22 protein-coding genes and 4 pseudogenes are annotated in these 26,330 nt (G+C 53.9%); 25 read left to right on the forward strand and 1 reads right to left on the reverse strand.

What is annotated here, in order from left to right; genetic code table 11:
- Positions 1 to 221: 221 nt before the first annotated feature.
- From SOM40_RS08850 to SOM40_RS08970, 25 genes and pseudogenes are all read left to right on the forward strand, one after another.
- Positions 222 to 731 (forward strand): terminase small subunit, encoded by a 510-nt coding sequence (locus SOM40_RS08850; protein WP_166182180.1) that lies wholly within the window; start codon positions 222 to 224, stop codon positions 729 to 731.
- Positions 703 to 2,625 carry a phage terminase large subunit family protein gene (locus SOM40_RS08855; RefSeq protein WP_320457049.1) on the forward strand — a complete coding sequence of 641 codons (1,923 nt, stop codon included), beginning with the start codon at positions 703 to 705 and terminating at the stop codon, positions 2,623 to 2,625. The genes SOM40_RS08850 and SOM40_RS08855 overlap by 29 nt, the downstream gene beginning before the upstream one ends.
- Positions 2,625 to 2,831, forward strand: a complete 207-nt coding sequence (locus SOM40_RS08860) for a phage head-tail joining protein (RefSeq protein WP_320457048.1) — start codon at positions 2,625 to 2,627, stop codon at positions 2,829 to 2,831. The genes SOM40_RS08855 and SOM40_RS08860 overlap by 1 nt, the downstream gene beginning before the upstream one ends.
- On the forward strand, positions 2,828 to 4,420 hold the full coding sequence (locus SOM40_RS08865; protein ID WP_320457047.1) for a phage portal protein: 1,593 nt from the start codon (positions 2,828 to 2,830) through the stop codon (positions 4,418 to 4,420). The genes SOM40_RS08860 and SOM40_RS08865 overlap by 4 nt, the downstream gene beginning before the upstream one ends.
- Positions 4,401 to 5,732, forward strand: a complete 1,332-nt coding sequence (locus tag SOM40_RS08870; RefSeq protein WP_320457046.1) for a S49 family peptidase — start codon at positions 4,401 to 4,403, stop codon at positions 5,730 to 5,732. The genes SOM40_RS08865 and SOM40_RS08870 overlap by 20 nt, the downstream gene beginning before the upstream one ends.
- A gap of 9 nt (positions 5,733 to 5,741) precedes the next feature.
- Positions 5,742 to 6,074 (forward strand): head decoration protein, encoded by a 333-nt coding sequence (locus tag SOM40_RS08875; protein ID WP_262673243.1) that lies wholly within the window; start codon positions 5,742 to 5,744, stop codon positions 6,072 to 6,074.
- A gap of 67 nt (positions 6,075 to 6,141) precedes the next feature.
- Positions 6,142 to 7,167 carry a major capsid protein gene (locus SOM40_RS08880; RefSeq protein WP_320457045.1) on the forward strand — a complete coding sequence of 342 codons (1,026 nt, stop codon included), beginning with the start codon at positions 6,142 to 6,144 and terminating at the stop codon, positions 7,165 to 7,167.
- A gap of 46 nt (positions 7,168 to 7,213) precedes the next feature.
- Positions 7,214 to 7,639, forward strand: coding sequence for a DNA-packaging protein FI (gene gpFI, locus SOM40_RS08885; protein ID WP_320457044.1), 426 nt, complete (start codon positions 7,214 to 7,216; stop codon positions 7,637 to 7,639).
- A 10-nt stretch (positions 7,640 to 7,649) separates the two neighbouring features.
- Entirely contained in the window at positions 7,650 to 8,003 is a 354-nt protein-coding gene (locus tag SOM40_RS08890) for a head-tail joining protein (RefSeq protein ID WP_320457043.1), read from the forward strand.
- Positions 8,004 to 8,012: 9 nt separating this feature from the next.
- Positions 8,013 to 8,567: a phage tail protein gene (locus SOM40_RS08895; protein WP_320457042.1), complete on the forward strand. Its 555-nt coding sequence runs from the start codon at positions 8,013 to 8,015 to the stop codon at positions 8,565 to 8,567.
- Complete coding sequence (locus SOM40_RS08900; protein WP_320457041.1) at positions 8,564 to 8,962, forward strand: phage minor tail U family protein; 399 nt, start codon at positions 8,564 to 8,566, stop codon at positions 8,960 to 8,962. The genes SOM40_RS08895 and SOM40_RS08900 overlap by 4 nt, the downstream gene beginning before the upstream one ends.
- Positions 8,963 to 8,969: 7 nt before the next feature.
- Entirely contained in the window at positions 8,970 to 9,707 is a 738-nt protein-coding gene (locus SOM40_RS08905) for a phage tail protein (protein WP_320457040.1), read from the forward strand.
- A 35-nt stretch (positions 9,708 to 9,742) separates the two neighbouring features.
- On the forward strand, positions 9,743 to 10,156 hold the full coding sequence (gpG, locus tag SOM40_RS08910) for a phage tail assembly chaperone G (RefSeq protein WP_320457039.1): 414 nt from the start codon (positions 9,743 to 9,745) through the stop codon (positions 10,154 to 10,156).
- Positions 10,153 to 10,479, forward strand: a pseudogene (locus SOM40_RS08915) (phage tail assembly protein T); the annotation flags it as partial. The gene gpG and the pseudogene SOM40_RS08915, both read left to right, overlap by 4 nt.
- Positions 10,463 to 12,958: a phage tail tape measure protein gene (locus tag SOM40_RS08920; protein WP_320457038.1), complete on the forward strand. Its 2,496-nt coding sequence runs from the start codon at positions 10,463 to 10,465 to the stop codon at positions 12,956 to 12,958. The pseudogene SOM40_RS08915 and the gene SOM40_RS08920, both read left to right, overlap by 17 nt.
- A gap of 2 nt (positions 12,959 to 12,960) precedes the next feature.
- A complete protein-coding gene (locus SOM40_RS08925) occupies positions 12,961 to 13,299 on the forward strand; it encodes a phage tail protein (protein WP_320457037.1) in 339 nt (112 codons plus the stop codon).
- 57 nt (positions 13,300 to 13,356) lie between these two features.
- Positions 13,357 to 14,094: a phage minor tail protein L gene (locus tag SOM40_RS08930; protein WP_320457036.1), complete on the forward strand. Its 738-nt coding sequence runs from the start codon at positions 13,357 to 13,359 to the stop codon at positions 14,092 to 14,094.
- A 2-nt stretch (positions 14,095 to 14,096) separates the two neighbouring features.
- On the forward strand, positions 14,097 to 14,843 hold the full coding sequence (locus SOM40_RS08935; protein ID WP_320457035.1) for a C40 family peptidase: 747 nt from the start codon (positions 14,097 to 14,099) through the stop codon (positions 14,841 to 14,843).
- Positions 14,821 to 15,435, forward strand: a complete 615-nt coding sequence (locus tag SOM40_RS08940; RefSeq protein WP_320457034.1) for a tail assembly protein — start codon at positions 14,821 to 14,823, stop codon at positions 15,433 to 15,435. The genes SOM40_RS08935 and SOM40_RS08940 overlap by 23 nt, the downstream gene beginning before the upstream one ends.
- 53 nt (positions 15,436 to 15,488) lie before the next feature.
- Positions 15,489 to 17,952, forward strand: a pseudogene (locus SOM40_RS08945) (TipJ family phage tail tip protein); the annotation flags it as partial.
- 1,673 nt (positions 17,953 to 19,625) lie between these two features.
- Positions 19,626 to 20,417, forward strand: a pseudogene (locus SOM40_RS08950) (phage tail tip fiber protein); the annotation flags it as partial.
- Positions 20,418 to 20,481: 64 nt separating this feature from the next.
- Positions 20,482 to 22,143, forward strand: a complete 1,662-nt coding sequence (locus SOM40_RS08955) for a phage head spike fiber domain-containing protein (RefSeq protein ID WP_320457033.1) — start codon at positions 20,482 to 20,484, stop codon at positions 22,141 to 22,143.
- Between the two features lie 459 nt (positions 22,144 to 22,602).
- A pseudogene (locus SOM40_RS08960) lies at positions 22,603 to 23,055 on the forward strand (phage tail fiber protein); the annotation flags it as partial.
- Between the two features lie 254 nt (positions 23,056 to 23,309).
- Entirely contained in the window at positions 23,310 to 23,549 is a 240-nt protein-coding gene (locus SOM40_RS08965) for a hypothetical protein (RefSeq protein ID WP_320457032.1), read from the forward strand.
- The gene (locus SOM40_RS08970; protein ID WP_320457031.1) at positions 23,549 to 23,869 is read left to right on the forward strand and encodes a hypothetical protein; all 321 of its coding nucleotides are present in this window, start codon (positions 23,549 to 23,551) and stop codon (positions 23,867 to 23,869) included. The genes SOM40_RS08965 and SOM40_RS08970 overlap by 1 nt, the downstream gene beginning before the upstream one ends.
- A gap of 341 nt (positions 23,870 to 24,210) precedes the next feature.
- On the opposite strand, the gene SOM40_RS08975 is transcribed toward SOM40_RS08970, so the two are convergent.
- Positions 24,211 to 26,028, reverse strand: coding sequence for an AAA family ATPase (locus SOM40_RS08975; protein ID WP_320457030.1), 1,818 nt, complete (start codon positions 26,026 to 26,028; stop codon positions 24,211 to 24,213).
- Between the last annotated feature and the right edge of the window lie 302 nt (positions 26,029 to 26,330).

The following is a 26,330-nucleotide window of genomic DNA, read 5'->3' on the forward strand; positions in this document are numbered from 1 at the left end:
GGTCCTTTCCGGCATATCGGCTTGGTACGGGGCGGCGACCTCGCAGATTCTCGCTATTTATGAAAATTTCCCAGAAGTAATGTCCGGTTCGTTAAGGAACTAATTGATTGAAAATTAATAAAATATGATTTCCTAGAACCGGACATGCGTTTTTTGTTCATTTTACCGGATGAGACCGTCTTTTAGGTGGGAGAGCAGATCAGGAACAGATGAGGTGACTTGTGGCAACTCAGGTGGAGGTGGCGGAACATTTACGCCTGACGGAACGGCAGTTGCGCAGATTGCAAAAACTACCGGGTGCGCCAGTTTCAAAGAAACGCGGTGAACTCGACATAGATGAGTGGCGCTATTTCTATCTTTCTTATCTTCAACGTAACCGCTACTCACGTACGGATGATGGCAGCGATGATGATCATGAAGAGGCGTTGCTGGTTGCCAGAATTGAGCTGACTTCTGAACAGGCGATCGCGCAGCGTTTAAAAAATCAGATAGCTGAGCATAAGGTGATTGATACGGCCTTCTCCATTTTTGCGCTATCTCGCCTGGCCGGGGAGCTGGCATCCGTTCTGGACAGCATTCCGCTTTCGATGCAGAGACGATTCCCTGAATTAAATGATCGCCAGCTGGCTTATCTCAAAGAGCTGGTTGCAAAGGGAGCTAATAAATGCGTTGAGTCTGCGGAGAGGATGCAGGAGTTTGCGGATGAGTATTACAGAAATACAGATGAATAACTTTGTTCATGCGGTAAGGGAAGGGCTCTCTGTTCTGGTCAGACCCCTGCCAATGACTGCCGTTGAATGGGCAGACGATAACTATTACCTCCCGAAAGAGTCTGCTTATCAGGAGGGACGCTGGGAAACCTTACCCTTCCAGCGTGCGATCATGAATGCCATGGGCAACGACTATATCCGTGAAGTGAATGTCGTGAAATCTGCCCGTGTTGGCTATTCAAAGATGCTGCTCGGGGTTTATGCGTATTTCATCCAGCATAAGCAGCGAAACTCTCTTATCTGGTTGCCGACTGACGGCGATGCCGAGAACTTTATGAAGTCGCATGTCGAGCCGACAATCCGTGATATTCCCACCTTGCTGGCGCTGGCTCCCTGGTATGGCAAAAAACACCGGGACAATACCCTCAGTATGAAGCGTTTTTCAAACGGGCGTGGATTCTGGTGTCTGGGGGGGAAGGCCGCAAAAAACTATCGCGAGAAATCCGTCGATGTGGCGGGCTATGACGAGCTGGCTGCCTTCGATGAGGACATAGAGAAAGAAGGCTCTCCAACCTTTCTGGGTGATAAACGAATTGAAGGCTCGGTCTGGCCCAAGTCCATCCGCGGATCCACGCCAAAAGTCAGGGGCACCTGCCAGATTGAGCGTGCCGCGAAAGAGTCGCAGCATTTTTTGCGGTTCCACGTTCCCTGCCCGCATTGCGGGGAAGAGCAGTATCTGAAATTCGGCGATAAAGAGACGCCGTTCGGCTTCAAGTGGACGCCGGGTGAGCCTGCCAGTGTGTTTTACCTTTGCGAGCATAACGCCTGTGTGATTAAGCAGCAGGAGCTCGATTTTGCGCAGGCCCGTTATCTTTGCGGGGAGACGGGGATCTGGACACGGGACGGCTTGTGCTGGTTTTCATCATCCGGTACCGAAATTGATCCACCTGACAGCGTCACTTTTCATATCTGGACTGCCTACAGTCCTTTCACGACCTGGGTGCAAATCGTCAAAGACTGGATTAAGACAAAAGGGGATACCGGCAAGCGCAAGACTTTCGTGAATACCACGCTTGGCGAAACATGGGAGCCGAAAATTGGTGACCGCCCCGATGCAGACGTAATGGCCGAACGTAAGGAGCACTTTGGTGCCGCGGTACCGGAGCGGGTGGCCTACCTGACAGCCGGTATTGACTCCCAGCTTGACCGTTATGAAATGCGGGTCTGGGGCTGGGGGCCCGGCGAAGAAAGCTGGCTTATCGACAGGCAGATCATCATGGGCCGTCATGACGATGAAGCTACTCTGCTTCGGATTGATGAGGCTATCAACCGGACATATACCCGGCAAAATGGGGTGGAAATGTCGGTTTCACGCATCTGCTGGGATATCGGCGGTATCGATCCGACCATCGTTTACAACCGCTCGAAAAAGCATGGCCTGTTCCGCCTGATACCCATTAAAGGGGCATCTGTCTACGGTAAACCCGTTGCCAGCATGCCGCGCAAACGCAACAAAAACGGTGTTTATCTCACGGAAGTGGGCACCGACACGGCTAAAGAGCAAATCTATAACCGTTTCACCCTCGTGCCAGAGGCCGGTGAACCCCTCGCCGGGGCAGTGCATTTCCCTAATAACCCTGAAATCTATGATTTAGCCGAAGCTCAGCAGCTGACAGCTGAGGAGCAGGTCGAAAAGTGGGTAGACGGTAAGAAAAAGATCGTCTGGGACAGCAAAAAGCGACGAAATGAGGCGCTCGACTGCTTTGTCTATGCACTTGCAGCCCTGCGGATCAGCATTTCGCGATGGCAGCTTAATCTCGATTCTCTTCTGGCAAGTCTGCTGGAGGAAGACAGCGGGCGTAAAAATCACAAAACCCTGGCGGATTACGCCCGGGCATTATCCGGAGAAGAATAATGGCGACACAGGCTGTTCTGGAGGCAGCACGCACTGCATTACATGACCTCATGATGGGTAAACGGGTGGCAACGGTACAGAAAGATGGTCGAAGGGTGGAATTTACAGCTACCTCAGTCAGCGAGCTGAAAAAATACATTGCTGACCTCGAATCTCAGGTTGGCTCCACTTCACGGCGCCGGGGACCGGCAGGGTTTTATGTATGAAATTACCAGCTTTAGTGGGCCCAGACGGTAAAACATCCCTGCGCGAATATGCCGGGTATCACGGCGGTGACGGCGGATTTGGCGGCCAGTTGCGCTCCTGGAATCCGCCCATCGAAAGTGCTGATGCGGCGCTCCTGCCTCATTTATCACGTGGAAACGCCCGTGCTGACGATCTTGTACGAAATAACGGCTACGCAGCAAACGCCGTACAACTTCACCAGGATCACATCGTTGGGTCATTTTTCAGACTGAGTTACTGCCCGAGCTGGCGTTATCTCGGTATTAAAGAAGAGGAGTGCCGCGCGTTTGCCAGGGAGGTGGAAGCCGCCTGGTATGAGTATGCTGAAGATGACTTTTGCGGGATTGATGCCGAGCGCAAGCGAACGTTTACGATGATGATCCGTGAGGGGGTCGCGACGCACGCATTCAACGGTGAGTTGTTCGTGCAGCCCACCTGGGACAGTGATTCAACGCGGCTTTTCCGCACGCAATTCAAGATGGTCAGTCCGAAGCGCGTCAGCAATCCCAATAACATGGGGGACACCCGGAACTGCCGCGCCGGTGTCAGCATAAACGATGCTGGTGCGGCGCTGGGCTACTACGTAAGCGAGGATGGTTATCCGGGCTGGATGGCGCAGAAATGGACGTATATTCCCCGCGAACTCCATGGGGGCAGACCATCGTTTATCCATGTGTTCGAGCCGCTTGAAGACGGGCAAACGCGCGGTGCCAACGTGTTTTACAGCGTGATGGAGCAGATGAAGATGCTCGACACCCTGCAAAATACGCAACTGCAGAGTGCGATCGTGAAAGCGATGTATGCGGCCACCATTGAAAGCGAACTGGATACGCAGACGGCGATGGACTTTATTCTCGGCTCTGACAGTAAAGACCAGCAAAGCAAAATGACAGGCTGGCTGGGTGAAATGGCATCGTATTACACCGCGGCGCCGGTTCGGCTCGGTGGTGCCAAAGTCCCGCACCTGATGCCTGGTGATTCACTGAATCTGCAGTCAGCACAGGATACGGATAACGGTTATTCAACATTTGAGCAGTCACTGCTGCGCTATATCGCCGCCGGGCTGGGGGTGTCATACGAGCAGCTCTCGCGTAACTATTCCCAGATGAGTTACTCCACCGCACGCGCCAGCGCCAATGAATCCTGGGCGTTCTTTATGGGTCGACGCAAGTTCGTAGCAGCCCGGCAGGCCTGTCAGATGTTTGTCTGCTGGATGGAAGAGGCGATTGCGCGCCGGGTTGTCACGCTCCCATCCAAAGCCAGGTTCAGCTTCCAGGAAGCGAGAACTTCATGGGGTAACGCAAACTGGATCGGCTCGGGGCGCATGGCTATTGATGGCCTGAAGGAGGTGCAGGAGGCTGTAATGCTGATCGAGGCCGGCCTCAGCACCTATGAGAAGGAGTGCGCCAAACGCGGAGATGACTATCAGGAAATATTTTCTCAGCAGGTACGTGAAACTATGGAGCGCCGGAGCGCGGGTCTTAAACCCCCGGCCTGGGCGGCAGCCGCTTTTGAATCCGGGCTGAAAAAATCAAACGAGGAGGATAAAGATGACGCCAGAACTGCGTAATCTCCCGCATATTGCCAGCATGGCCTTTAATGAGCCGCTGATGCTTGAACCCGCCTATGCGCGGGTTTTCTTTTGCGCGCTGGCAGGCCAGTTGGGGATCACCCGACTGACGGATACGGTGTCTGGCGCAACGCCTGGTGCTGAGCAGATTGCCGAACCGCTGGCGCTCTTTGGTGATGATGAGGAGATGGTGCCCCGGCCGTCGCGTAGTTACCAGATAACGAACGGTATCGCGGTGCTGCCCGTTTCCGGCACGCTGGTCAGTAAAACCCGTTCGCTGCAGCCTTATTCCGGCATGACGGGATACAACGGGATCATTGCCCGCCTGCAGCAGGCCATGAGCGATCCCGGCGTTGACGGCATTCTCCTCGATATGGATACGCCTGGCGGGATGGTGTCCGGTGCATTCGACTGCGCCGACATTATTGCACGGATGCGCGATATCAAGCCCATCTGGGCGCTGGCAAACGATATGAACTGCAGCGCCGGGCAACTTATCGCCAGCGCCGCTTCCCGCCGTCTGGTCACCCAAACCGCGCGTACGGGCTCAATCGGCGTGATGATGGCGCACAGCAACTACGGCGCTGCCCTGAAAACGCAGGGCGTCGAGGTGACCCTGATTTACAGCGGAGATCACAAGGTTGATGGCAACCCTTACGAAAAACTACCGAAAGACGTTCGCGATGATTTTCAGACGCGGATCGACGCCACGCGCCGGATGTTTGCCGAAAAGGTTGCCGCTTATACGGGCATGTCCGTGCAGTCCGTGTTGGATACCGAAGCGGCTGTATTTTCCGGTCAGGAATCGGTGGATGCCGGTCTGGCTGAAGAGCTGGTCAATAACACTGACGCGCTGAACGTGATGCGCGAGTCACTTAACAAACGAAAAACAATCTCCCCTGGAGGAAATATGGAAAAAGTAACCACCGCATCAGCCGCAGCTGCGGATGCTATTCAAGCAACCGCGTCAGCAGAACAGACAAATACTGTCGAATCCGCTGCTGCAGTTGTTGCTTCCCCGGCAGAGGTCAGTGCCCAGGTCGCCGCAGCGGTGAGTGCCGAAAATGGCCGAATCATGGGGATCCTGAACTGCGAAGAGGCGAAAGGACGTGAGTCACAGGCGCGTGCACTGGCCGAAACGCCGGGTATGACGGTCGAAAGCGCACAGCGCATTCTGGCCGCGGCACCGCAAAGTGCCCAGGCGCGTTCCGATACGGCACTGGATCGCCTGATGGAAACAGCACCTGGTGCGTTGTCGTCAGGTAATGCATCTGCAGAAGCAGGTGACGATTTGTTAAACACCCCCGTTTAAGAGGCTCTTATGGCAACGACTGAAGTTTTTACCCATTTACAGCCGCTCGGCAACAGTGACCCGGCACACACTGCATATGCACCTGGCGAACTGACAGCCTCCACGCCGGCCATGACACCACTCATGCTGGATGCCGCCACTGGCAAGTTAACGGTCTGGGACGGCGCTCACGCTGGCGCGGCATGCGGTATTCTTGCCGTAGCGGCGGACCAGAGCAGCGTGGAGCTGGCATTTTATAAATCCGGTTCATTCCGCATTGAAGATGTTCTCTGGCCTTCAGCTGTGACAGATGAGCATATCAAGCGTAATGCGTTTACCGGCACGGCCGTCAGCATCATCTAAACCCTTTATTAACACTCACTTTCATCCATAAAAGCCGCCTGTGCGGCTTTTTTTACGGGAAAAATCTATGTCAATTTATACCACTGCCCAGTTGCTGGCGGTCAATGAGAAGAAATTTAAGTTCGATCCGCTTTTCCTTCGCATTTTTTTCCGCGAAAGCTATCCCTTCAGCACTGAGAAGGTGTACCTGTCGCAAATCCCGGGCCTGGTTAACATGGCGCTCTATGTCTCGCCTGTTATTTCCGGCAAGGTCATCCGCTCCCGCGGCGGTACAACTTCAGAATTCACGCCTGGTTATGTTAAGCCCAAGCACGAAGTAAACCCGCAGATGACCCTGCGACGCCTGCCGGATGAAGATCCACAGAACCTGGCTGATCCGGCCTATCGCCGCCGCCGCATTATTCTGCAGAACATGAAAGATGAAGAGCTGGCGATTGCGCAGGTCGAAGAAATGCAGGCCGTATCCGCCGTTCTTAGCGGTAAATATACCATGACTGGGGAGGCGTTCGAGCCGGTGGAGGTGGATATGCAGCGCAGCGCCAGAAACAACATTGTTCAGGTGGGTGCTGCGGCGTGGTCCAGCCGGGACAAAGAAACCTATGATCCGACCGATGACATCGAGACGTATGCGGTGAATGCCAGTGGCGTGGTCAACATCATCGTGTTCGATCCAAAGGGCTGGTCACTGTTCCGCTCCTTTAAGGCCGTCAAAGACAAGCTGGATACCCGCCGCGGCTCTAACTCCGAGCTGGAAACCGCACTCAAGGATCTCGGTCAGGCGGTTTCCTACAAAGGTATGTACGGCGATGTGGCAATCGTCGTGTATGCCGGTCAGTACGTTGAAGGGGGTGTGCAGAAGAATTACCTGCCAGATAACACTATGGTACTGGGTAACACACAGGCGCGCGGTCTGCGGACCTATGGCTGTATCCAGGATGTGGACGCGCAGCGCGAGGGCATTAACGCCTCTGCACGCTATCCAAAAAACTGGGTGCAGACCGGTGACCCGGCCCGTGAATTCACCATGATCCAGTCCGCGCCGCTGATGCTGCTGGCAGACGCGGACGAGTTTGTGTCCGTCAAACTCGCGTAACTTCCACCCGGTGGCCCTTCGGGGCCAATTTTTCGGAGTAGCTTCCATGACTGAAAAAGAGACACTCATCGCCCGGCTGAAAGAGCTGGGCAAAATGCTGGGCCGTGACGTGAATACCAGCGGCACCATCCAGGAGCTGTCGATGCGTATTGCTGAGCTTGAAGAGGAGCTGGATGGAGATGCCGGTTCGGTTGACGGTGAAAATGGAGAGGAGAATGCTTCCGGCAGCACCGACAGCACCGACAGCACCGACAGCACCGACGGTGATATTGCTGATGCGGTGAAAGAAAAAACGAAAGCGACCACAACCGATGACCGGGTAACAGTAGAAACGCTGGCAACCCTGCATATTGACGCGCTGCATGCCACGCGTAACGAACCGGTCTCCATCGTTGAGCCCGGCGTGATCATTCGCGTATCCGAACAGGATGCAGACGAGCTGATCGCAAAGGGGCTGGCCAGAGAAGTCTGAAGGGGACCGCATGGCTGATTTCGATAATCTCTTTGACGAGGCCATGTCGCGAGCGGATGGCGCTATCCGCAGTGTGATGGGCGCAAAGGCAAAGGTGATGTCAGGCGCTTTGTCAGGTGTCACCCTGATGGGCGTTTTCGATGATCCAGAGAATATTGGTTATGCCAGTGTAGGGATTCGGGTTGAAGGTACCAGTCCGACCCTGTTCGTGGAAACCGCCACTGTTCACCAGCTGGAACGCATGGACACCCTGATGATTAACGGGCGGGCTTTCTGGGTTGAGCGAATTGGCCCTGACGATTGTGGATCCTGCCATATCTGGCTGGGTAACGGGAGCCCGCCCGCCGGTACCCGCCGTCGTTAAGGAGGCTGCATGTCCATTAAAGGCCTTGAGCAGGCGATAGAGAATCTCAACAGCATCAGCAAAACGGCTGTCCCGCGTGCGTCGGCACAGGCCGTTAACCGCGTGGCAAACCGGGCCGTCAGCCGCAGCGTGGCAGTCGTGTCGAAAGATACCCGCGTACCGCGAAAACTAGTAAAGCAACGCGCCAGGCTGAGACGTGCGACGGTTAATAAACCCCGCGCGCTTATCCGTGTAAACCGTGGCAATTTACCGGCCATAAAACTCGGTACCGCCAGCGTGCGCCTTTCCCGCAAAAAACGGGATAAGAAAGGGGCCAACAGCGTGCTGCGCATTGGACCGTTCCGTTTCCCGGGCGGATTCATTCAGCAGCTTAAAAATGGTCGCTGGCACGTCATGAGGCGAACAGCAAAGCCCCGTTATCCGATCGAAGTGGTCAGCATTCCTCTGGCAGCCCCTTTAACCACGGCATTTAAAGCTGAGCTGCCGAAGCTCATGGACTCGGATATGCCCAAAGAGCTCCGGGCATCCCTTACAAACCAACTCAGGTTGATTCTGACAAAATGAAACACAGTGATATCCGACAGTTGATTCTTGACGCGCTGGAAAGCGCGATTGGTACTGACGCCATTTATTTTGACGGCAGGCCAGCAGTGCTCGAAGAGGGAGATTTCCCGGCCGTCGCCGTTTATCTCACCGACGCGGAGTACACCGGGGAAGAACTGGATGCCGATGTCTGGCAGGCCACTCTTCATGTTGAAGTCTTTCTTCCTGCCCAGGTGCCTGATTCGGAGCTGGATAAATGGATGGAAGCGCGTGTTTACCCGGTTCTGTCGGAGATCCCGGGGCTTGCATCCCTTATCACCAACATGGTGCAGCAGGGCTATGACTACCAGCGCGATGATGATATCGGACTCTGGAGTTCAGCCGATCTGAAATATTCCATCACCTACGAAATGTGAGGACGGTATGACCACACCTAACCCGCTGGCACCGACGAAAGGGGCCGGCACCACCCTCTGGATTTACACCGGAAGCGGCGATCCCTACGCCAGTCCCCTTTCGGATGTTAACTGGCTGCGTCTGGCAAAGATCAAGGATCTGCAGCCAGGCGAACTCACCGCCGAGTCAGAGGACGACACCTATATCGATGACGACAACGCCGACTGGGCTTCATCCATGCAGGGTCAGAAATCAGCAGGCGACACGAGTTTTACTCTGGCATGGCTGCCGGGTGAAAGCGGTCAGCAGGACCTGGTGAACTGGTTCGATGACGGCACGGTTAAAGGATACAAAATCAAGTACCCGAATGGCGCCGTCGATGTCTTTAAAGGTTGGGTGAGCAGCCTTGGAAAGACCGTTTCGGCTAAAGAAGTTATGACCCGAACGGCAAAGATCACCAATAACGGCAAACCCTCACTGGCAGAAGACAGCGGTACTGCGGTAATTGGCGTGACGGGTATCAGCCTGGATAAATCCACTGCAGTGGTTGCTGTCGGTGCGACCACGCAACTGGCAGTGACGGTCCTGCCAGCCAGCGCTTCAGATGCTTCCTTCCGCGTGGCGACTTCTGATCCGTCGAAAGCAACAGTGACGGTCAGTGGTTCAACGCTGACCGTCACCGGCGTGGCGGCGGGCACCGTTGAAATTATTGTCATGACCAATAGCGGTAACTTTGCGGCAATCTGCAAGGTGACCGTTTCCTGAATCCCGGGGCGTGAGCCCCGTACTCCGGAGTAAATATGTTTCTTAAAACTGAACTGCTCGAGCATAACGGCAGCAGCGTGACGCTGTACCAGCTGTCCGCGCTGCAGCGCATTGAACACCTTGAGTACCTGAAAAAGCTGGAAGCGGTTGAAGAAGGTGATTTCCAGACCGCTATCACTCTCACCGTCAAAAATGGTGCTTACCTGGTGGCGTTGTCGCTCTGGCATGGTCATGCGCTGAAAGGTACGCTTCCTGAGGGCGCGCCAGCGGAAGTATCGAAAATTCAGGATGAAGTCCTGCAGACCTGGCCGACGGAGCTTATTGCAGAGGCGGATTTTAAGGTGAAACTCCTCTCCGGCATGATTGAGCCGCAGTCAGAGAGCCCGGAGGGAGAGATTAGCGATCCTGCGGAACTCGTAACTGCGGAAAAGCCCTCGCCAGTGAGCTGACGTTCGTCCTGAAACTGGCGCGTGAGTTCAGTCGCCCTGACTGGCGCGCCATGCTTGCTGGCATGTCCTCTACGGAGTATGGCGACTGGAAAATCTTCTACCAGGATAACTTCTTTCATGATGCGCAGCTGGACGCCCACTTCTCCGGCCTGCTCTACACCATTTCAACCCTGTTTTTTGCCGATCCGGAGCTGACGCCTGCCAGCTTCAGCATTCTTTCACCTGCATCTGAATCCATTGAGGTAGCAGAGACGGACGACGATGCGCTGATGGCGAAGGCGGAAGGTATTTCTGGAGGTATACGCTATGGCCCAGACGGCAGTCGGTGATCTGGTCGTTAATCTTGACGTCAACTCGACGAAATTTAACGAGCAGATCAACTACGTCAAAAAAGAATTCAGGCAAACGGGGGACGCGGCGAACGATTCAGCTTTGCGGATCCAGCAGTCATTCAGCCGCCAGGAGAGCGCTGCCCGCAAGGCAGGCATCTCTGTCGGTCAGTATACCGCGGCGATGCGCATGCTCCCGGCGCAGTTTACTGATGTGGCAACGCAGCTGGCAGGTGGCCAGAACCCCTGGCTTATTTTGCTCCAGCAGGGTGGACAGGTAAAAGATTCCTTTGGCGGTGTTATTCCAACGTTTCGTGCGCTGTTGGGTTCTATCTCGCCAGTTATGCTTGGTATTGGTGCACTTTCGTCCGCGACGGGGGCGCTGTTATATACCTGGTATGCCGGCTCGTCCACATTATCCGATTTCAACAAAACACTGGTCCTCTCCGGTAACACTGCGGGGCTGACTGCCGATCGGATGCTCACGCTTGCGCGAAGCGGCCAGTCCGCCGGACTTACGTTTAATCAGACGAGCAAGGCACTGACGGAGCTGATCAACGCCGGAGTGCGTGCCGGTGCCCATTTTGATGACATGAGTCAGGCCGTGGCCCGCTTCACCGAAGCATCGGGTGTACCAGTCGATAAGGTTGCCGCTGCGTATGGCAAGCTGACAACTGACCCGACATCCGGGCTCATTGCAATGGCCCAGCAATTTCACAACGTCACCGCCGAGCAAATCGCACATGTTGCCCAGTTGCAGCGTGCCGGTAATGAAGCCGGGGCACTTAAGGCGGCAAACGACGCGGCCACCGCCGGATTCAACGATCAGACCAAATCCATTCGCGACAATATGGGGTCGATTGAAACTGCTGCCGATACGCTGAAACGCGCGTTTAAGTCGATGTGGGATGCGGCGCTTGATGTCGGTCGGCCTGATACCGCGCAGGAAATGGTGACAAAAGCAGAAGCCGCTTTCAAAAAGGCCGATGAAATCTGGAACCTGCGAAAGGATGACCGTTATGTAAATGATGAAGCACGTGCGCGGTTCTGGAATGACCGCGAAACGGCCAGGCTGACGCTGGACATGGCGCAGCAACAGGCGGGGATTTCCAAAGCGAATGAGGCGAATGCCTCCCGCGAAGCGGTAGCGGAATCTGATCGTCAGAAATATGCAGCACAGGCGCAGTCTAATTACGCTAAAACGCAGTCAGCGCTGGAGAAATACACTTCACGACAGAATGAGCTGAATAAGGCTCTGAAAGATGGGCGGATCCTGCAGGCGGATTACAACATCAACATGGCGGCGGCCAAAAAGGAATATGAGGACTCCCTGAAAAAACCGACGAAAGGCAGGACGCCTGGAGGCGCTAAGCTCACCGACAGTACCAGTGCGCAGACACTGGAGTTGCAGACGCAGCTTGAGGTTTTGCGTCAGCACAGTGATATCAATGACATGATCAGCCAGCAGCGCCAGCAGTTGTGGAAAGAACAGGCCAGATTTACGGTCCTTGAGCAGGCAGCCAGAACCAGGGCGCTGACCGAAGATGAAAAGTCCCTGCTCGCCAGCAAGGATAAGGTGCTCGCTCAGGCTGAAATCAATGCAAAACTGGGTGACCAGATCGTCACGCAGGAGCGCCTCAACCGTCTGCAGGATACATCGCAAAAATACGTTACCCAGATGGGTGAGAAAACCCGGGCGCTGGCGGAAAGCGCGGGGATGAGTAGTCGTGCTGCACAGCGCCGTAATGAAGAGGCTCAGATACTACAGAGCTGGAAAAATGGCGGCGGATCTGAAAAAGATCAGGGCTACCAGAAAGAGCTTCAGGCGCTACAGGGATATTATCAGGAACAGGATAAAATGCGCGGTGACTGGATGTCTGGTGGGAAATCCGCCTGGGCTGATTACGCCGATTCTGCGGGTGACGCGTACGGCCAGATGAAAAATGTAGCCGCCAGCACCTTTGACGGAATGACGCAAAACCTTGCGGACATGCTTACCACCGGTAAAGCAAAGTGGAGTGACTTCACCCGCTCAACGCTTTCGATGCTGGCGCAAATCGCCCTTAAACAGGCGGGAGTGGGGATCGTGGGCGCTGTCAGTTCGGCTATCGGATTTGCCGGGGGTGGCTATACCGGATCGGGCGGTAAATATGAACCTGCGGGGGTGGTTCATCGCGGGGAGTTCGTTTTTACCAAAGAGGCGACCAGCCGGATCGGGGTGGGGAATCTGTACAGCATGATGCGCGGTTACGCGTCCGGCGGACTGGTGGGTGGCGGCAATATGCCCGCTGCGGCCATGCGGGGGATCAGCGTTTATGCACCGGTCAGTGTCAGTCAGCAGGGGGGTGGCGAATCCAGCCAGGCGGACACCATTGGAACGGCGCGGCAGCTTCAGGGCATTGTTCAGCAGACCATCACTGACCGGCTTAAAAAGGAACTGGGGCCGGGTGGTGTACTTTACCCAAGGAGGTAGCGGTGACAGACACATTCAGCTGGGGCACCCGTAAAACTGCCCGTGGAACGGAAAGCGCCCGTACGCTTCAGTCCCAGTTTGGCGACGGGTATAAACAGATCGCCGGGATGGGGATCAATGACAAGTCCGAAGTCTGGGAACTTGACTGGACGGGCACGCGAAGCGAGGCCTCAGTGCTGCGTGCGTTCCTTATGTCGCACATTACAAAATCGTTCTGGTGGACGAACCCCTGGGGGGAGAAGAAGCTCTATCGGATGAAGGCTGATTCCTTCAGTGTTTCGTTCCCCTCCGGAAAAAAAGCGACAGTAGTGTTCACGTTCGAGCAGTCCTTTGCTCCCTGATTATCTTCAAATCCAGAATGACTTACCGCCTCCGGGCGGTTTTTTTATGGGGTGAATATGAGTTTCACGCAGGATATTCAGCAGCTGGAACCGGGCCAGCTAGTACAGCTGATTGAAATAGACGGCACCGAATTTGGCATGGATACCATTTTGCGCTTCCATGCCCACAATATTGCTTCTGCAGGCTGGTCTGCATTCGCAGCTGACAACCTGCCTGCCATTATCTGGCAGGGTCAGCAGTATGACCCTTACCCTTACGAGCTGAAAGGCCTGGAGCTGTCCAGTACCGGGGCACAGCCCACACCCACGCTTTCCGTGTCGAACGTCGGCAACTACGTGACTGCGCTTTGCCTCGAGTTCGACGACCTGGCGAGGGCGAAGGTGAAGATCCACACCACGCTGGCGAAGTATCTGGACGCGGCCAACTGGACGGCCGGCAACCCGAACGCCAGCCCGGCGGACGAGCGCGTGCAGCTTTTTTACGTCAACGCCAAAACCGCTGAAACGCGGGTGCAGGTCGACTTTGAACTGTGCTCACCCTTTGACATCCAGAACCTGCAGCTGCCCACCCGGCAGATCACGCCGGTCTGCACCTGGTGCACGCGCGGCTGGTACCGCACCGGCACCGGATGTGACTACAACGGGAACCGCTATTTTCTCAAGGATGGCACCCCCACGGATAACCCGGCGCTGGATATGTGCGGCGGCCAGATGCAGGACTGCGAAGCGCGGTTCGGGACGGGTAACCCGCTGCCGTTCGGCGGCTTCCCGGCGGCAAACCTTCAGGGTAAATAACCATGCGAAAAAAACTGATGGAAGCGATCCGCGCCCACGTCGCCGCGGAATATCCGAACGAGGCTTGCGGCGTGGTGGTGCAGGCCGGGCGGGCGCAGCAGTACATCCCGTGCCGCAATATTTCAGTAACGCCCACTGAGGCCTTCACGATCTCGCCAGAGGATAAGCTGGCAGCGTCGGAGCAGGGAGAAATCATTATGGTTATCCACTCCCACCCGGACGTGGTGCAGCTTATGCCGTCCGAAATGGACAGGGCGCAGTGCGACTGGTCCGGAGTAGAGTGGGGCATCATGAGCTGGCCGGATGGTGATTTCTGCACGCTGGCCCCACGCGAAGACCGGGACTACGCCGGGCGGCGCTGGGTGCTGGGCTTTGCTGACTGCTGGTCGCTGATCCGTGAGTGGTTCCAGCGTGAACACGGCATTACCCTGGGCGATTACTCGGTACCGTACGAGTGGTGGGAGCAGGGAGAAAATCGCTACGACGATAACTGGGAGGCAGAAGGCTTTATCCAGGTGGACCCGGCTGATATGCGTCCCGGCGATATGATCATGATGCGTATACAGGCGCCGGTAACCAACCACGCGGCTGTTTACCTTGGTCATCACGAGCACCAGGACAATATCATGCTGCACCATAATTTCGGCAACCTTTCTGCCCGGGTGCCGTATGGCAAGTATTTCCGTGACCGCACCGTTCGTGTGGTCCGGCACAGGGAGCTGATGAATGCTGAAGACACTCATTCTTGAAGGCCGCATGGCGAAAAAGTTCGGGCGCGAACACCAATTTCAGGTTCAGGATCTGCGCGAGATGCTGCGCGCCATGTGCAGCCAGGTTCCCGGCTTTAAACGCTACCTGTCAGAAGGACATATGAAGGGGATCCGTTTCGCTTTCTTCAATGGCAAACACAACATCGGGCTCGACGAGTTCGACATGACCCGCGGCGGTGCGGTGTACCGGATTTCAGCCATTACTGAAGGCTCAAAGCGCGGAGGTGTACTGCAGATCGTTATCGGGGCGGTGGCTCTCGTTGCCGCGTATTTTACCGCGGGTGCTTCGCTGACGGCGATAGGTCTGAGTACAGCTGCCGCAACTGCGACAACAACGGCCCTGACTGGACTCGGCCTGTCGATGATGCTGGGGGGTGTTGTTCAGCTGCTGACACCCCAGCCGAAATACAACGTCGGTGCCTCGTCCAGCACGGACAACAAACCCAACTACGCCTTTGGCGCGCCGGTGAACACCGTGGCTGTGGGTTATCCGGTGCCTGTGTTTTTTGGTGAGCGCGAGATCGGCGGGGCAGTTATCAGCGCGGGGATCTTCTCCAGCGACCAGCAGTGAAATTTATTGTCAGCTACAGGTCACCTGCGGGTGGCTTTTTTTATGGGTGAAATATGCGACTTCTCGAAGATGAAACCCTTATTCAGGGACGTAAAGGCGGTGGCGCTAAACAGCGCACTTCTGTTGAGCATCCGGATGACCTGCTGTCGACAGCAAAATTAAAAATGTTGCTGGCGATCGCTGAAGGTGAAATCCAGGGTGAGCTGACGGCACAGAACATCTTCCTAAACGACACCCCGCTGGCGAACGCCGACGGCAGCTACAACTTCACCGGCGTGAAGTGGGATTTTCGCCTGGGCACTCAGGATCAGGACTACATTCAGGGATTGCCTGAGGTCGACAACGAAATGTCGGCAAACGTGACAGTGACCACCACCGCGCCGTGGACACGCCAGTTCTCTAACCTGATGCTGGATGCCGTGCGTATTAAGCTGAGCCTGCCCGTACAGTACACCTATAAAGACAACGGCGATATGGTCGGGACGGTCACGGAGTACGCCGTCGATCTCTCGACTGATGGTGCTGCCTGGCAGACGGTGGTTAACGGCAAATTCGACGGAAAGACAACCACGGAATACCAGCGAGACATTCGTATTGACCTGCCAGCGGCCACTACCGGCTGGGCTGTGCGGGTGCGTCGCATCACGCCTGATTCCGTGGGTAACTCAAAACTGATAAACGCCTTCAAGGTGTTCTCGTTTGCTGAGGTGATCGACAGCAAGTTACGCTATCCCAATACGGCGCTGCTGTATATCGAGGTCGACTCCAGCCAGTTTACCAGTGGCGCGCCGAAGGTGACCTGCAGGCCGAAGGGGAAACTGGTACGCGTGCCGGACTCCTACGATCCGGTTACGCGCACCTACAGCGGCACCTGGTCGGGTGGCTTCAAAATGGCCTACACCAACAACCCGGCCTGGGTATTTTACGATCTGGTGCTGGATGAGATTTACGGCATGGGTACCCGCATCGATGCTGCCATGATCGATAAGTGGGAGTTGTACGCCATTGCGCAGTACTGCGATCAGAAGGTGTCGAACGGGGCTGGTGGGACCGAGCCGCGCTTCACCTGCAATGTCTACATCCAGAGCCAGCAGGACGCCTACACCGTTCTCAGCGATTTAGCGGCGATATTCAGGGGGATTACCTTCTGGGGCAATGACCAGATTTATGTGCGCGCGGATGTGCCGCAGGATGAGGTTGATTTTACCTACCATGCCTCGAACGTGATCGACGGGTTGTTTACCTACGGCGGCGGCAGCTACAAAAACCGCTACTCGTCTGCTCTGGTGTCCTGGTCTGATCCTCAGAACCATTACAGCGATACTGTTGAGAGTGTCTACGATTCCGACCTGGTGAAGCGGTACAAGGTCAACCAGATGTCGATGACGGCGATTGGCTGCACATCCCAGAGTGAGGCGCACCGCCGGGGCCGCTGGGCACTGCTGTCTAATGCGCGCGACGGAACGGTGTCATTTGGCGTGGGGCTGGACGGTTATATTCCCCTGCCTGCGGAAATTATCGGTATCGCGGACCCGTTCCGCGCCGGCAGGCAGAACGGCGGACGCATCCGGGCGGTAAACGGGCGGAACGTTACGCTTGATCGTCCCGCTGATTACGCTGCTGGCGATCGCCTGGTGGTCAACCTGCCGGACGGCAAGGCGCAGACGCGGACAATCGCGTCCATCAGCGCGGATAAACAGACGGTGACGGTCACCACCCCCTTCAGGCTGCCGCCTGAATCCGGCGCAGTGTGGGCCATCGACAGCGACAACCTGGCTATCCAGTATTTTCGTGTGACATCCATCCGGGCGAACGACGACAGCAACGGTGGTTTCACGATCACCGCAGTTCAGCATGACCCGAATAAATACCGCTATATCGATGACGGTGTGCGCATTACCCCGGCACCGGTCACCGTCACGCCGGTAAGCGTTCTTCCGGCACCGAAAAACATCACCCTCACCGAAACCGACCACATAGAGCAGGGACTTACCGTTGCCACCATGAATGCTTCTTGGGATCGGGTGGATGGTGCTATCCGGTACCAGGCGCAATGGCGCAAGGATAATGGCGACTGGATAAACGTTCCGGTGAGCAGCGCCCAGGGATTTACGGTGCAGGGGATTTACACCGGGAGTTATGACGTGCGGGTGCGAGCGCTGAACGCTCAGGATTCAAGCTCGCCGTGGGGTTATGCTGACACCACCTATCTTACGGGCAAAAACGGCAGGCCTGGAACGCCGCAGGCACTGGCCGCCACGGATGATGTCGTCTGGGCTATCGATATTACCTGGGCTTTCCCGGATGGCTCAGGTGATACGGCATACACCGAGATTCAGCGCGCCACCACTGAAGACAAGGCGAACCCGCAATTACTGGCTCTGGTGCCGTTTCCGGCCACGCATTACCAGCATGGCCCGATGCGGGCGGGCGTCAGTCAGTGGTACCGTGCGCGCCTGGTGGATCGTATCGGCAACACCGGCGACTGGACGGAGTGGGCGGCAGGCCAGTCCAGCTCGAAAGCCGGTGATTATCTCGACATGATCGGCGACACGCTTGAACAGACTGATGGCTATAAAAACCTCGTTTCGGACATTGCCGATCTGGATGAAGATATCCAGTCTGCGCGCGACGACATCACCGCAGTAACGACAGAGTCGGCGGCGACTAAAGCGGGCCTGGCGAAGGAGGTCACGGACCGTAAGAAAGCCATCACCGACGAGGCAACGGCGCGGGGGCAGGCGCTGCTGACCGAGAAGAACGAGCGCGTCGCGGATATCAGCAACGTCAACCAGACAATTCAGACCACCTCTGACTCGCTGGCGCAGCAGATTGCGCAGATTTCGGCAGGCACCGGCTCCCAGTTCGACCCGGCGAAAATATGGTACTTCGATTCGACGGTAGAAGGCTGGACCGGGAACGGGACTCCCATAATCGTTGACGGGTGGATCCGCCCGGCGAACCACGCCACCGATCCGTGGGTGGCATCACCGGGATCACTGGCTATCAACTCCTCGTCCTATCGCTTCGTTAAACTCCGCATCAGGAAAGTCGGTGCGCCGGGCTGGACGGGGCAGCTGCGGTGGCGTGGCACTGGTGGTTTCAACGACACCAACATGATCACCGTCGCCGAGCCTGCCTATGACGCCAACGGTATTGCTACGGTGGAGTTCGACAACATCCCCTGGCTGACCGAAGCCACGATGAATCAGTTCAGACTGGACCTGTCCACCAAACAGGACGCGACGAACTACTACCTGATTGACTGGGTAGCGGTCGGGCGGCCAACACCGGGGGCCGGGATGGCGGCGCTGCAGCAGGAAACGACAGCCCGTGTTACTGGCGATCAGGCGGAAGCCACGGCGCGCGAGACGCTGGCGACGCAGATCCGGGGCGGCTATACCGGTGACGATCCGTCAAAACTGGCATCGGGTCTGCTGTACACCGAACGACAGGCCCGCATCACGGCGCAGGAAGCGGAGGTGACGGAGCGGAAGAAGCTGGAATCGACCGTAAACGATAACCATGCAGCCGTTACTCAGGAACTCGCAACGCTGACGACTGAGCAGGAAGCCCAGGCCACCACGCTTTCGGGCCTGCAGGTGACTGTCGGCAAAAACACCGCCGATATCACGACGGTCACTAAAGCCGTTGCTGACAATAACAAGGCGCAGACCACCGCCCTGGCTGCGGTTAAGGCCACGACCGACCAGAACACAGCGGACATCAGCACGGAAACCACAGCCCGTACGGATGGTGACAGCGCGCTGGGACGCCGTATCGACAGCCTCAAGGTTGAGGTGGACGGTAACACGGCCAGCCGGGATGCCGGTATTGTCGGCAACGTCACCAATGCGCTTGCCAACTTCACCGCATTCTCGGATCAGCGCGTGACGTTTGCCGTTGGCGAAACGAAAACGATGGCCGAGATCACCGATGTCCGGAAGACCTCTGCGGATGCCACAAGTGCCGTGGCGGAGCAGGTCACTACGCTTAAGGCCACGGTAGAGCAAAACGGCCAGACCAATGCTGCAGCCATTACGCGCATTGATAAAGCCGTTACGGATCTGGAGAGCGCCACGGCGACCAGCATTCAGCAGGTCACGGCAGCTATTGGTGATACTAACTCCGCAGTTCAGACAACCAGCCAGGCTGTTGCTGATATCAACGGTAAGCTGAGCGCGCAGTGGGGCGTTAAAGTCCAGGTGGAGGCGAACGGCGTTAAACGCATCGCGGGTATCCAACTGGGCATTGACGGTGCGGGGGCCTCAAACTTCCTGATTTCTGCCGATACGTTCGCGGTTTATAACCCGACGACGAACGGTCAGGAGCTGGTGTTTGCTTCGACTGGCGGCCAGATGTTCATGCGTTCGGTGTTCATCCAGGACGGTTCTATCGACAACGGCAAGATCGGCAATTACATCCAGTCCAGCAACTGGGACGGGACCGGCAATGTCGGCTGGCATATCAATAAATCCGGGTATGCCACGTTCAACGGCGTGACCGTTCGCGGGACGATCTATGCCACTGACGGGAGTTTTAAAGGCAGAGTTGAGGCGACCAGCGGGAGCTTCAGGGGCACGGTTGAAGCGACATCTTTCATTGGAGACGTAGCTAACACAGGGGTGTTCCCCGACTCCAGCAACCGGTCGAATAATGCTGTTTCAACCAGTGTTGCTATGTCGTATACCGACTCCAGCAATAGCGTGTTGAATAAAAACGCCGTCGTAGAGTCATTGGTATATGTGCGAGGACTTACAGGTGCGGTTGCGTCCACCATTCAGGTAACTATCGCGGGTAACGTCCGCACGTTTACTTATGACGTGCCTGTAGGTGGGCTATGGTTCACCGCGCGGCACGCGGTGACCGGGATGGGTGGGCAGCGTATTGATGCCAGCATTGTCGTTTCTTCCAGTAATGCAACAGTGGCAATTTATGCACCAACTATCACTGTGACCCGCGGAACCGGCTCCTTCTCCTGAACCCCATAACCTCAGACCATCCAACCCAGCTCCGGCTGGGTTTTTCATTTTAAGGACATCACGAATGGCCACTATTGATGACGATTTGGCGAAAGCCGTTACAGAAGGTTTTCGCCAGGCGCAAACTGATATCGCCAACCAGGACCTGATCCTGGCGGGTACTGGCGATGTTACCGTAACCCTCGCAGACGGTTCGAAAAAAACGGGGCCAAGCTGGTCTAAGCTGATCACCGCTGCGAACGCGGCAGGGACCAGCGCCGCGGCAGCTGCGACGTCTGCGACAAACGCTAAAACCTCTGAGACGAACGCGAACTCGTCCAAAACTGCTGCGGCAACGTCTGCGACAAATGCCAAAACCTCAGAGACCAACTCCAAGACCTCTGAAACCAACGCCAAAACGTCTGAGACGAACGCAAAGACCTCAGAAACCAACGCCAAAACCAGCGAAAATAACGCAGCAGCATCATTAGCCGCCGCGCAGCTGCTGACTTCCGTCCCTTATGAAGAGGCACCATACCCTGATGTGTGGCTGCCTCTAAATGACAGCCTGAAACTTGATGCAGGTTTTGCACCATATGACACGCTGACTATTTCAGGGAAGGTGCTGGAGCTACCAACAAAGTCAGCAGCTTTTACCCGGTCGACGACGGCGACGTATATTGATAAATCTGGTGTTCTCCAGACCGCCGCTATTAATGAACCACGCTTTGAGCGAGAGGGTTTATTGATGGAGGGGGCTTCTGTTAATTATATTTTAAACAGCAACGATCCGACTAAATGGAGTAACAACGGGACAATTGATAAATTAACCATCACGGATGGTTCAACGCAAGCCGTGACATGCCAGGGGACAATCAACACGGCAACAGGTTCTGCCCAGCTACACGCAAGTTCAAATATCTCTGTTGCAATTGGTGATGCAGTGACTTTATCCGCCACGGCTAAGTCTTCCTTAGGTAGGCTTCGTCTTAGATTCACCCTCGACGGTACTCAAGTGGCTGAAGCTTACTTCGACGGTATAACCGGGGCGGCTCTGACTTCATCTGGAGGGGTTACTTATACGACTACACCCGGCGGGGATGGGTACAGTTATATCAGTGTCACTTTTACTGCAACAGCTGCTGGTAACGTATCAGGAAGCTTCTGGTTTAGCAGTACATCCGGAAACCTGGCTGTAGGGTCTGTCGTTTACTATCAGACAATTCAATGTGAAAAGAATCCAATCGCAACCAGCTATATTCCAACCGGTTCAGCAGCCACTACGAGAACCGTTGATACCCTTGACCTTCAGGCATCCGGTAACGTTGGTTACAGGCTTTCCGGGGACTTAATCAACCGGGTGGTTGCATTTGAACTTTCAGTTAACAGATACGTACAACCGACAGTAGGTTATGCAGATATTGTCACATGCCCTGGAGCAAGGAACGATATCATCACTCGCTTAACCGCTTCGATGATGTATTCGTACCGTGGATCCAGTGGTGCCGGAAATTCGGTTGCTTATGCATTTAGCCAAAAGATTTTCGCTTTATCACAGGATGTAACAGACACCATTACTGCTTATTTTAACGGAAACAGTAATGCTAAAACGCAGGGGCCAACCGTGGCGACAGGAGCGGCAACGTCACTAAGGATTCAAAGTAACTCCTACGTTATTTATCACATCCGTAACTTCCGTATATGGCATCGCCTGTTGACTCCCAATCAAATTAAAGGACTCCGCTGATGAGAGATTTATATTTGCGCGTCACCGACGACTCGCTGGTCCTGGCATCGTTAGACGCCTTCACAGTATTCCCTGACAGCCCGTACCGGGTGTGGGCATAAGGAGCACAACATGGCAAACAGAACAGATACAATCAGCCTGGCCGCTGCGGACATCGCCGGACTGAAATCAGCTGCGCAGCGTGATGTCGGGACGACGTCTGGTAATGTAATGGAGGTTGGCGCGTTTGGTCTGGGAACTACAGTTCTCCAGGCCATAAACCAGGAGCAGCGCCTGGGATTCGGTACTTACCTATCTAAAATGAAGCTTGGCGGCATTGATGATAACGCATCGGTATTGCTCGTCCCCTTTGATGCAAACACAGTTTATCAGGTTGTCATTCCCACCATTGTTGCAACCGCGCCGAGAATGTACTTGCGTATACTTTCTTCTGATGCTGGCACGAACGGGAAACTGTGCGAAGTTTACACCACCACGAACACGACCAAAGCGGCAGACGGCACGCTGAAAGGCGCATCGCCTATAGTGCAGATCTTCCATGATGGCACCGCACAGACCAATGACGAATCAGAGGGGTGTGTCGTAGCGCGCCTGGGTATTGGTGAGTATCTGGTGAGCGGCTGCATGGGCCTGAACGCCGATGCTGAGTGGGGTGGTATAGATGGCGGCTTTGACATCCCGAAAGACCGCAACAGACAGCCGCTGGTATGGCTTGACTATGAAGTGAATGCTGACGGTTCTGTACTGGTGAAAACCTACCATCGCACTCACCCGGGAGCCCCGACCTTCGCCCGCAACGAACGCGAAGGTTTTATCGAGGGAGACCCGATTGATATTCCTGCCGATCAGTTCGTTTCTGTGCGTGTTGAGATGCCTGCTGACAGTATCTATAACAAAAAGCTGGAAGAGGCGGCGCGTATTCAGGCCGAACGTGATGAGGCCAAAAGGCTGGAAGAAGAGGAGGCGGCGCGCGCGAAAGCCGAGCAAGACAAGCTGGAGGCTGAAGCAATAGCGGAACAGGAAAGACTAAGAGCAGAAGCGGAGGCTGCAGCCCATTCTGACGAACAGCCGGATGTTCAGCAGTAATTATCAATAGGCAAGCCTATCTTGATCTGCACTCACATTAAAATTACTGTATATAAAAACAGTATAAAGGAGTGCGCATCATGCCCCGCCGTTCCGACATTCACGCCGCATTTGTGGCCGCAATACAGCTTAACCCCAAGGGCTACCGGTGCTTGCGCACTGAAGACTTTATCCGCGAGTTGGCAAAGGTCCATTGGCATTTCAGCCGGGCCGAAGCCAACGAGTGGATACAGCGCTACCAGCCAGACTTCACGGATAAGACAACTGACGGAACCGACAATCACTACTGGATCCTGCGCAACATGGGGATGGTTCATTGATGGGCTTCGTATCTCCGGCAACCGATTATGTCGAGCAGCGTTTATCCCCGGCGAGTATCTGCACTACGAACGAAAGCCGCATCCTGGAAACTTCGTCAGGTTTTGCTGTTGTCGAACCGGTTAGCCGACTGGTACAGGGGCAGGTGCTGCTGATCCTCAGCGCTGGAAGGACGCAGTTCGCAATTTTCAGAGGTAAGGCGTTAATCACTGATGACGGCGAGGCGATCGAGGGGACAGCGGCGGAAGAGGTCGAAGTTATGGGCAGGGTGACGTACTTTATCAACAGTGTCGATGGTGATGGTGATAATTGCCCGGTGTAAGAAGCGGTGCGTAGTAAGGGGGATCAGATGATCCTCCCTAAGGAGTTTAATGTCCGCTATGAGCGAGGAGCGGACATAGTTATCAGTCATAGAGAAAATTCCATTTTAAGGCATATCAAACCATCAGACCTCCCCGACCCAGATAGAATATATCAGTTTCTGAATCATATGGGAGCAAAGGAGTTGAAGACTAACATTTTGTAATCGCCTAATAATTCACCGACCGAAGGAAGATTATAACTAAAAAAGTCGTATATTAAACACTTATGTAAATAATAAAACGCCCTCTATCAGAGCGGGCGTTTCGAGTTGCACTCTAAAAACTAAAATTCTTGTTAGCACTAATACACTGAACGCCTCTCATCCATCGATTCAAATAAATTTCCTATTTCGACAGGTAAAAACTGAGGGAATTCTGCAATAACTTCAGCCAACCCAAGTTTCAGAGCTGAATCTCCCTGCCCCCGTGAGATAGCACGAAGCTCAGTAAATTTACTCTGGATAAGAGTTTCATAATTATGCCCTTGATGGAGCAAAAATGCCTGTGGATAATTGAGTTGATAACCGTTTTCCAGCGTGACCGGAACAAGATTATTCAGGGTAATTTCCAGTGCAGTTAGGAAATTGTCAATCAGTATCTGACATTCTGATTCGGTTAAGTATGCTGCATCTGGGTAAGATACCTGAGTCGACACCCCAAAATCCAGATAGGTTGCCTTACCGTATCTGATTAACGCCAAAACTATGTATAACGGATCTAAAAGGTAGTTTTCAATGGCATAGCGTCTACCTTCGCCCAGAACCAAAATAGTATCTCTGGCAACATTACCCTCATCAAAGTCTATTATCCCCCAAACTAAATCATTGCCAGAATCTCGAAGCTTTTCCACTATATTGATAACATCCGTACAATTTGATGTACCGCTATGTGGCTCCATAAAAATAGGTTGATAGTTAAATTTACGCCTACGGTTTAGAGTGTCAAATAATTTTTCGAAATATATCACATCATATTTACTTTCAACAAAAACCTGACGTCTTTTTTCATAAGATACCCGAAGAAAATCGATTCCATAAGTTAAAATTGTTACAGCTTTTCCAGGGCTTATCATCGCCGGAATTTTTGAATCCCGACTAATTTCATACACACTGTTATCTGGGGCGATTGCGACTGTTGTAGGTGAATGGGTTGTCAGAATAACTTTAACACCGGCGCGCTCAACGATTGTCTCAATTAGCGTTTCAATCATCAAGTGCGAATACTGCGGATGTAATGGTGCGTCAGGTTCATCCAGAAGCAGTAACTCAGGACGCACGCCACCTTCCCCGATATTATAAATAGCCAGCGCAAGGGACATTAGTACTTTTTCACCAGACGATAAGTCGTTTACTGATATATCATTCCCAGTCGTTCTGTCTACAAGTTTTAAAGTATATGCGAGTTCAGGGCTTGAAATCCCTGGACTAGGAAATTCGTAGGGTAGTCTTGCTTTTTCCAAAATCTCATTAATTAGGGTCCATGGTGCAGGACCAAATTTTTTAATGAAGCTTTCATCATCTAAAACAGGATATTTATCTGTTTTTTCTTCTGTATTGAGAAATTTGTTAAACTTATTTCTCTCCCAGCGCATATGATAACCTTTGAAAATCATTGCGCATTGAGTAAAAAACAAAGATCCGTCATTACCCTCTGAAAAACTCATATTATCGAATATATCACTTTCAATAATATCTTCCAGATTCTTATTTGTTTTCTTTAAAACCATCTGTAAAACAGAATCACGTGGCGAATTTTGGCCGAAGTGTGGAGTAATATACTCACTAAAAATATCATTAAAAATACGTTGACCTAAAAAGTGCTGTTTGTAATGCTGAATTATCTGGTCTATTTGGCTCCACCATGAACGCGCAGCCTGAACAAGTTGATGTGATTCACAGCGGTCGTTAATCTGCGGATTAAGAGCATTATATCCAACATGCAAAATATTAGTCAGATTTTGTCCATCAGATATCACCTCTGAAATCTGTCGATTGGCAATGGCTTCAAGTAAATGGCTTTTGCCACTGCCATTTCTTCCGGTTAATATGCAAAAATCTGGAATATCAAATTCTAAACCAGCGGGTATTGACTTATATTCTTTAACGATCCTAATTCTCATTTGTATTCCTTTATTATAACGGAAAGTTTATTTTGCCCATCATAATTAAAAATATATTTTAAGTCACTAGAAAAAATTCTAGTCAAGGATTATTTTTGATGCTTACCGCGCTGTGCTGCATTTATTGCTCAGGTGTTATGAGTTGCAACCTCTTAATACATGAGGTTATACGCTTCTGCCCTGCCAGTTTCTGTAATAACAGGAATCCATTGATCTACTGCGGGAAGATTGCCCAGAGCACAGCGTGACAGCCTTTCTACTCTCATCATCTAGGTAAAAGCGCTCCTGTAATGATCGTGGCA

It is taken from the genome of Leclercia sp. CFBP8987 (assembly GCF_034044995.2).
In the GTDB taxonomy this organism is placed as follows: domain Bacteria; phylum Pseudomonadota; class Gammaproteobacteria; order Enterobacterales; family Enterobacteriaceae; genus Enterobacter; species Enterobacter tamurae.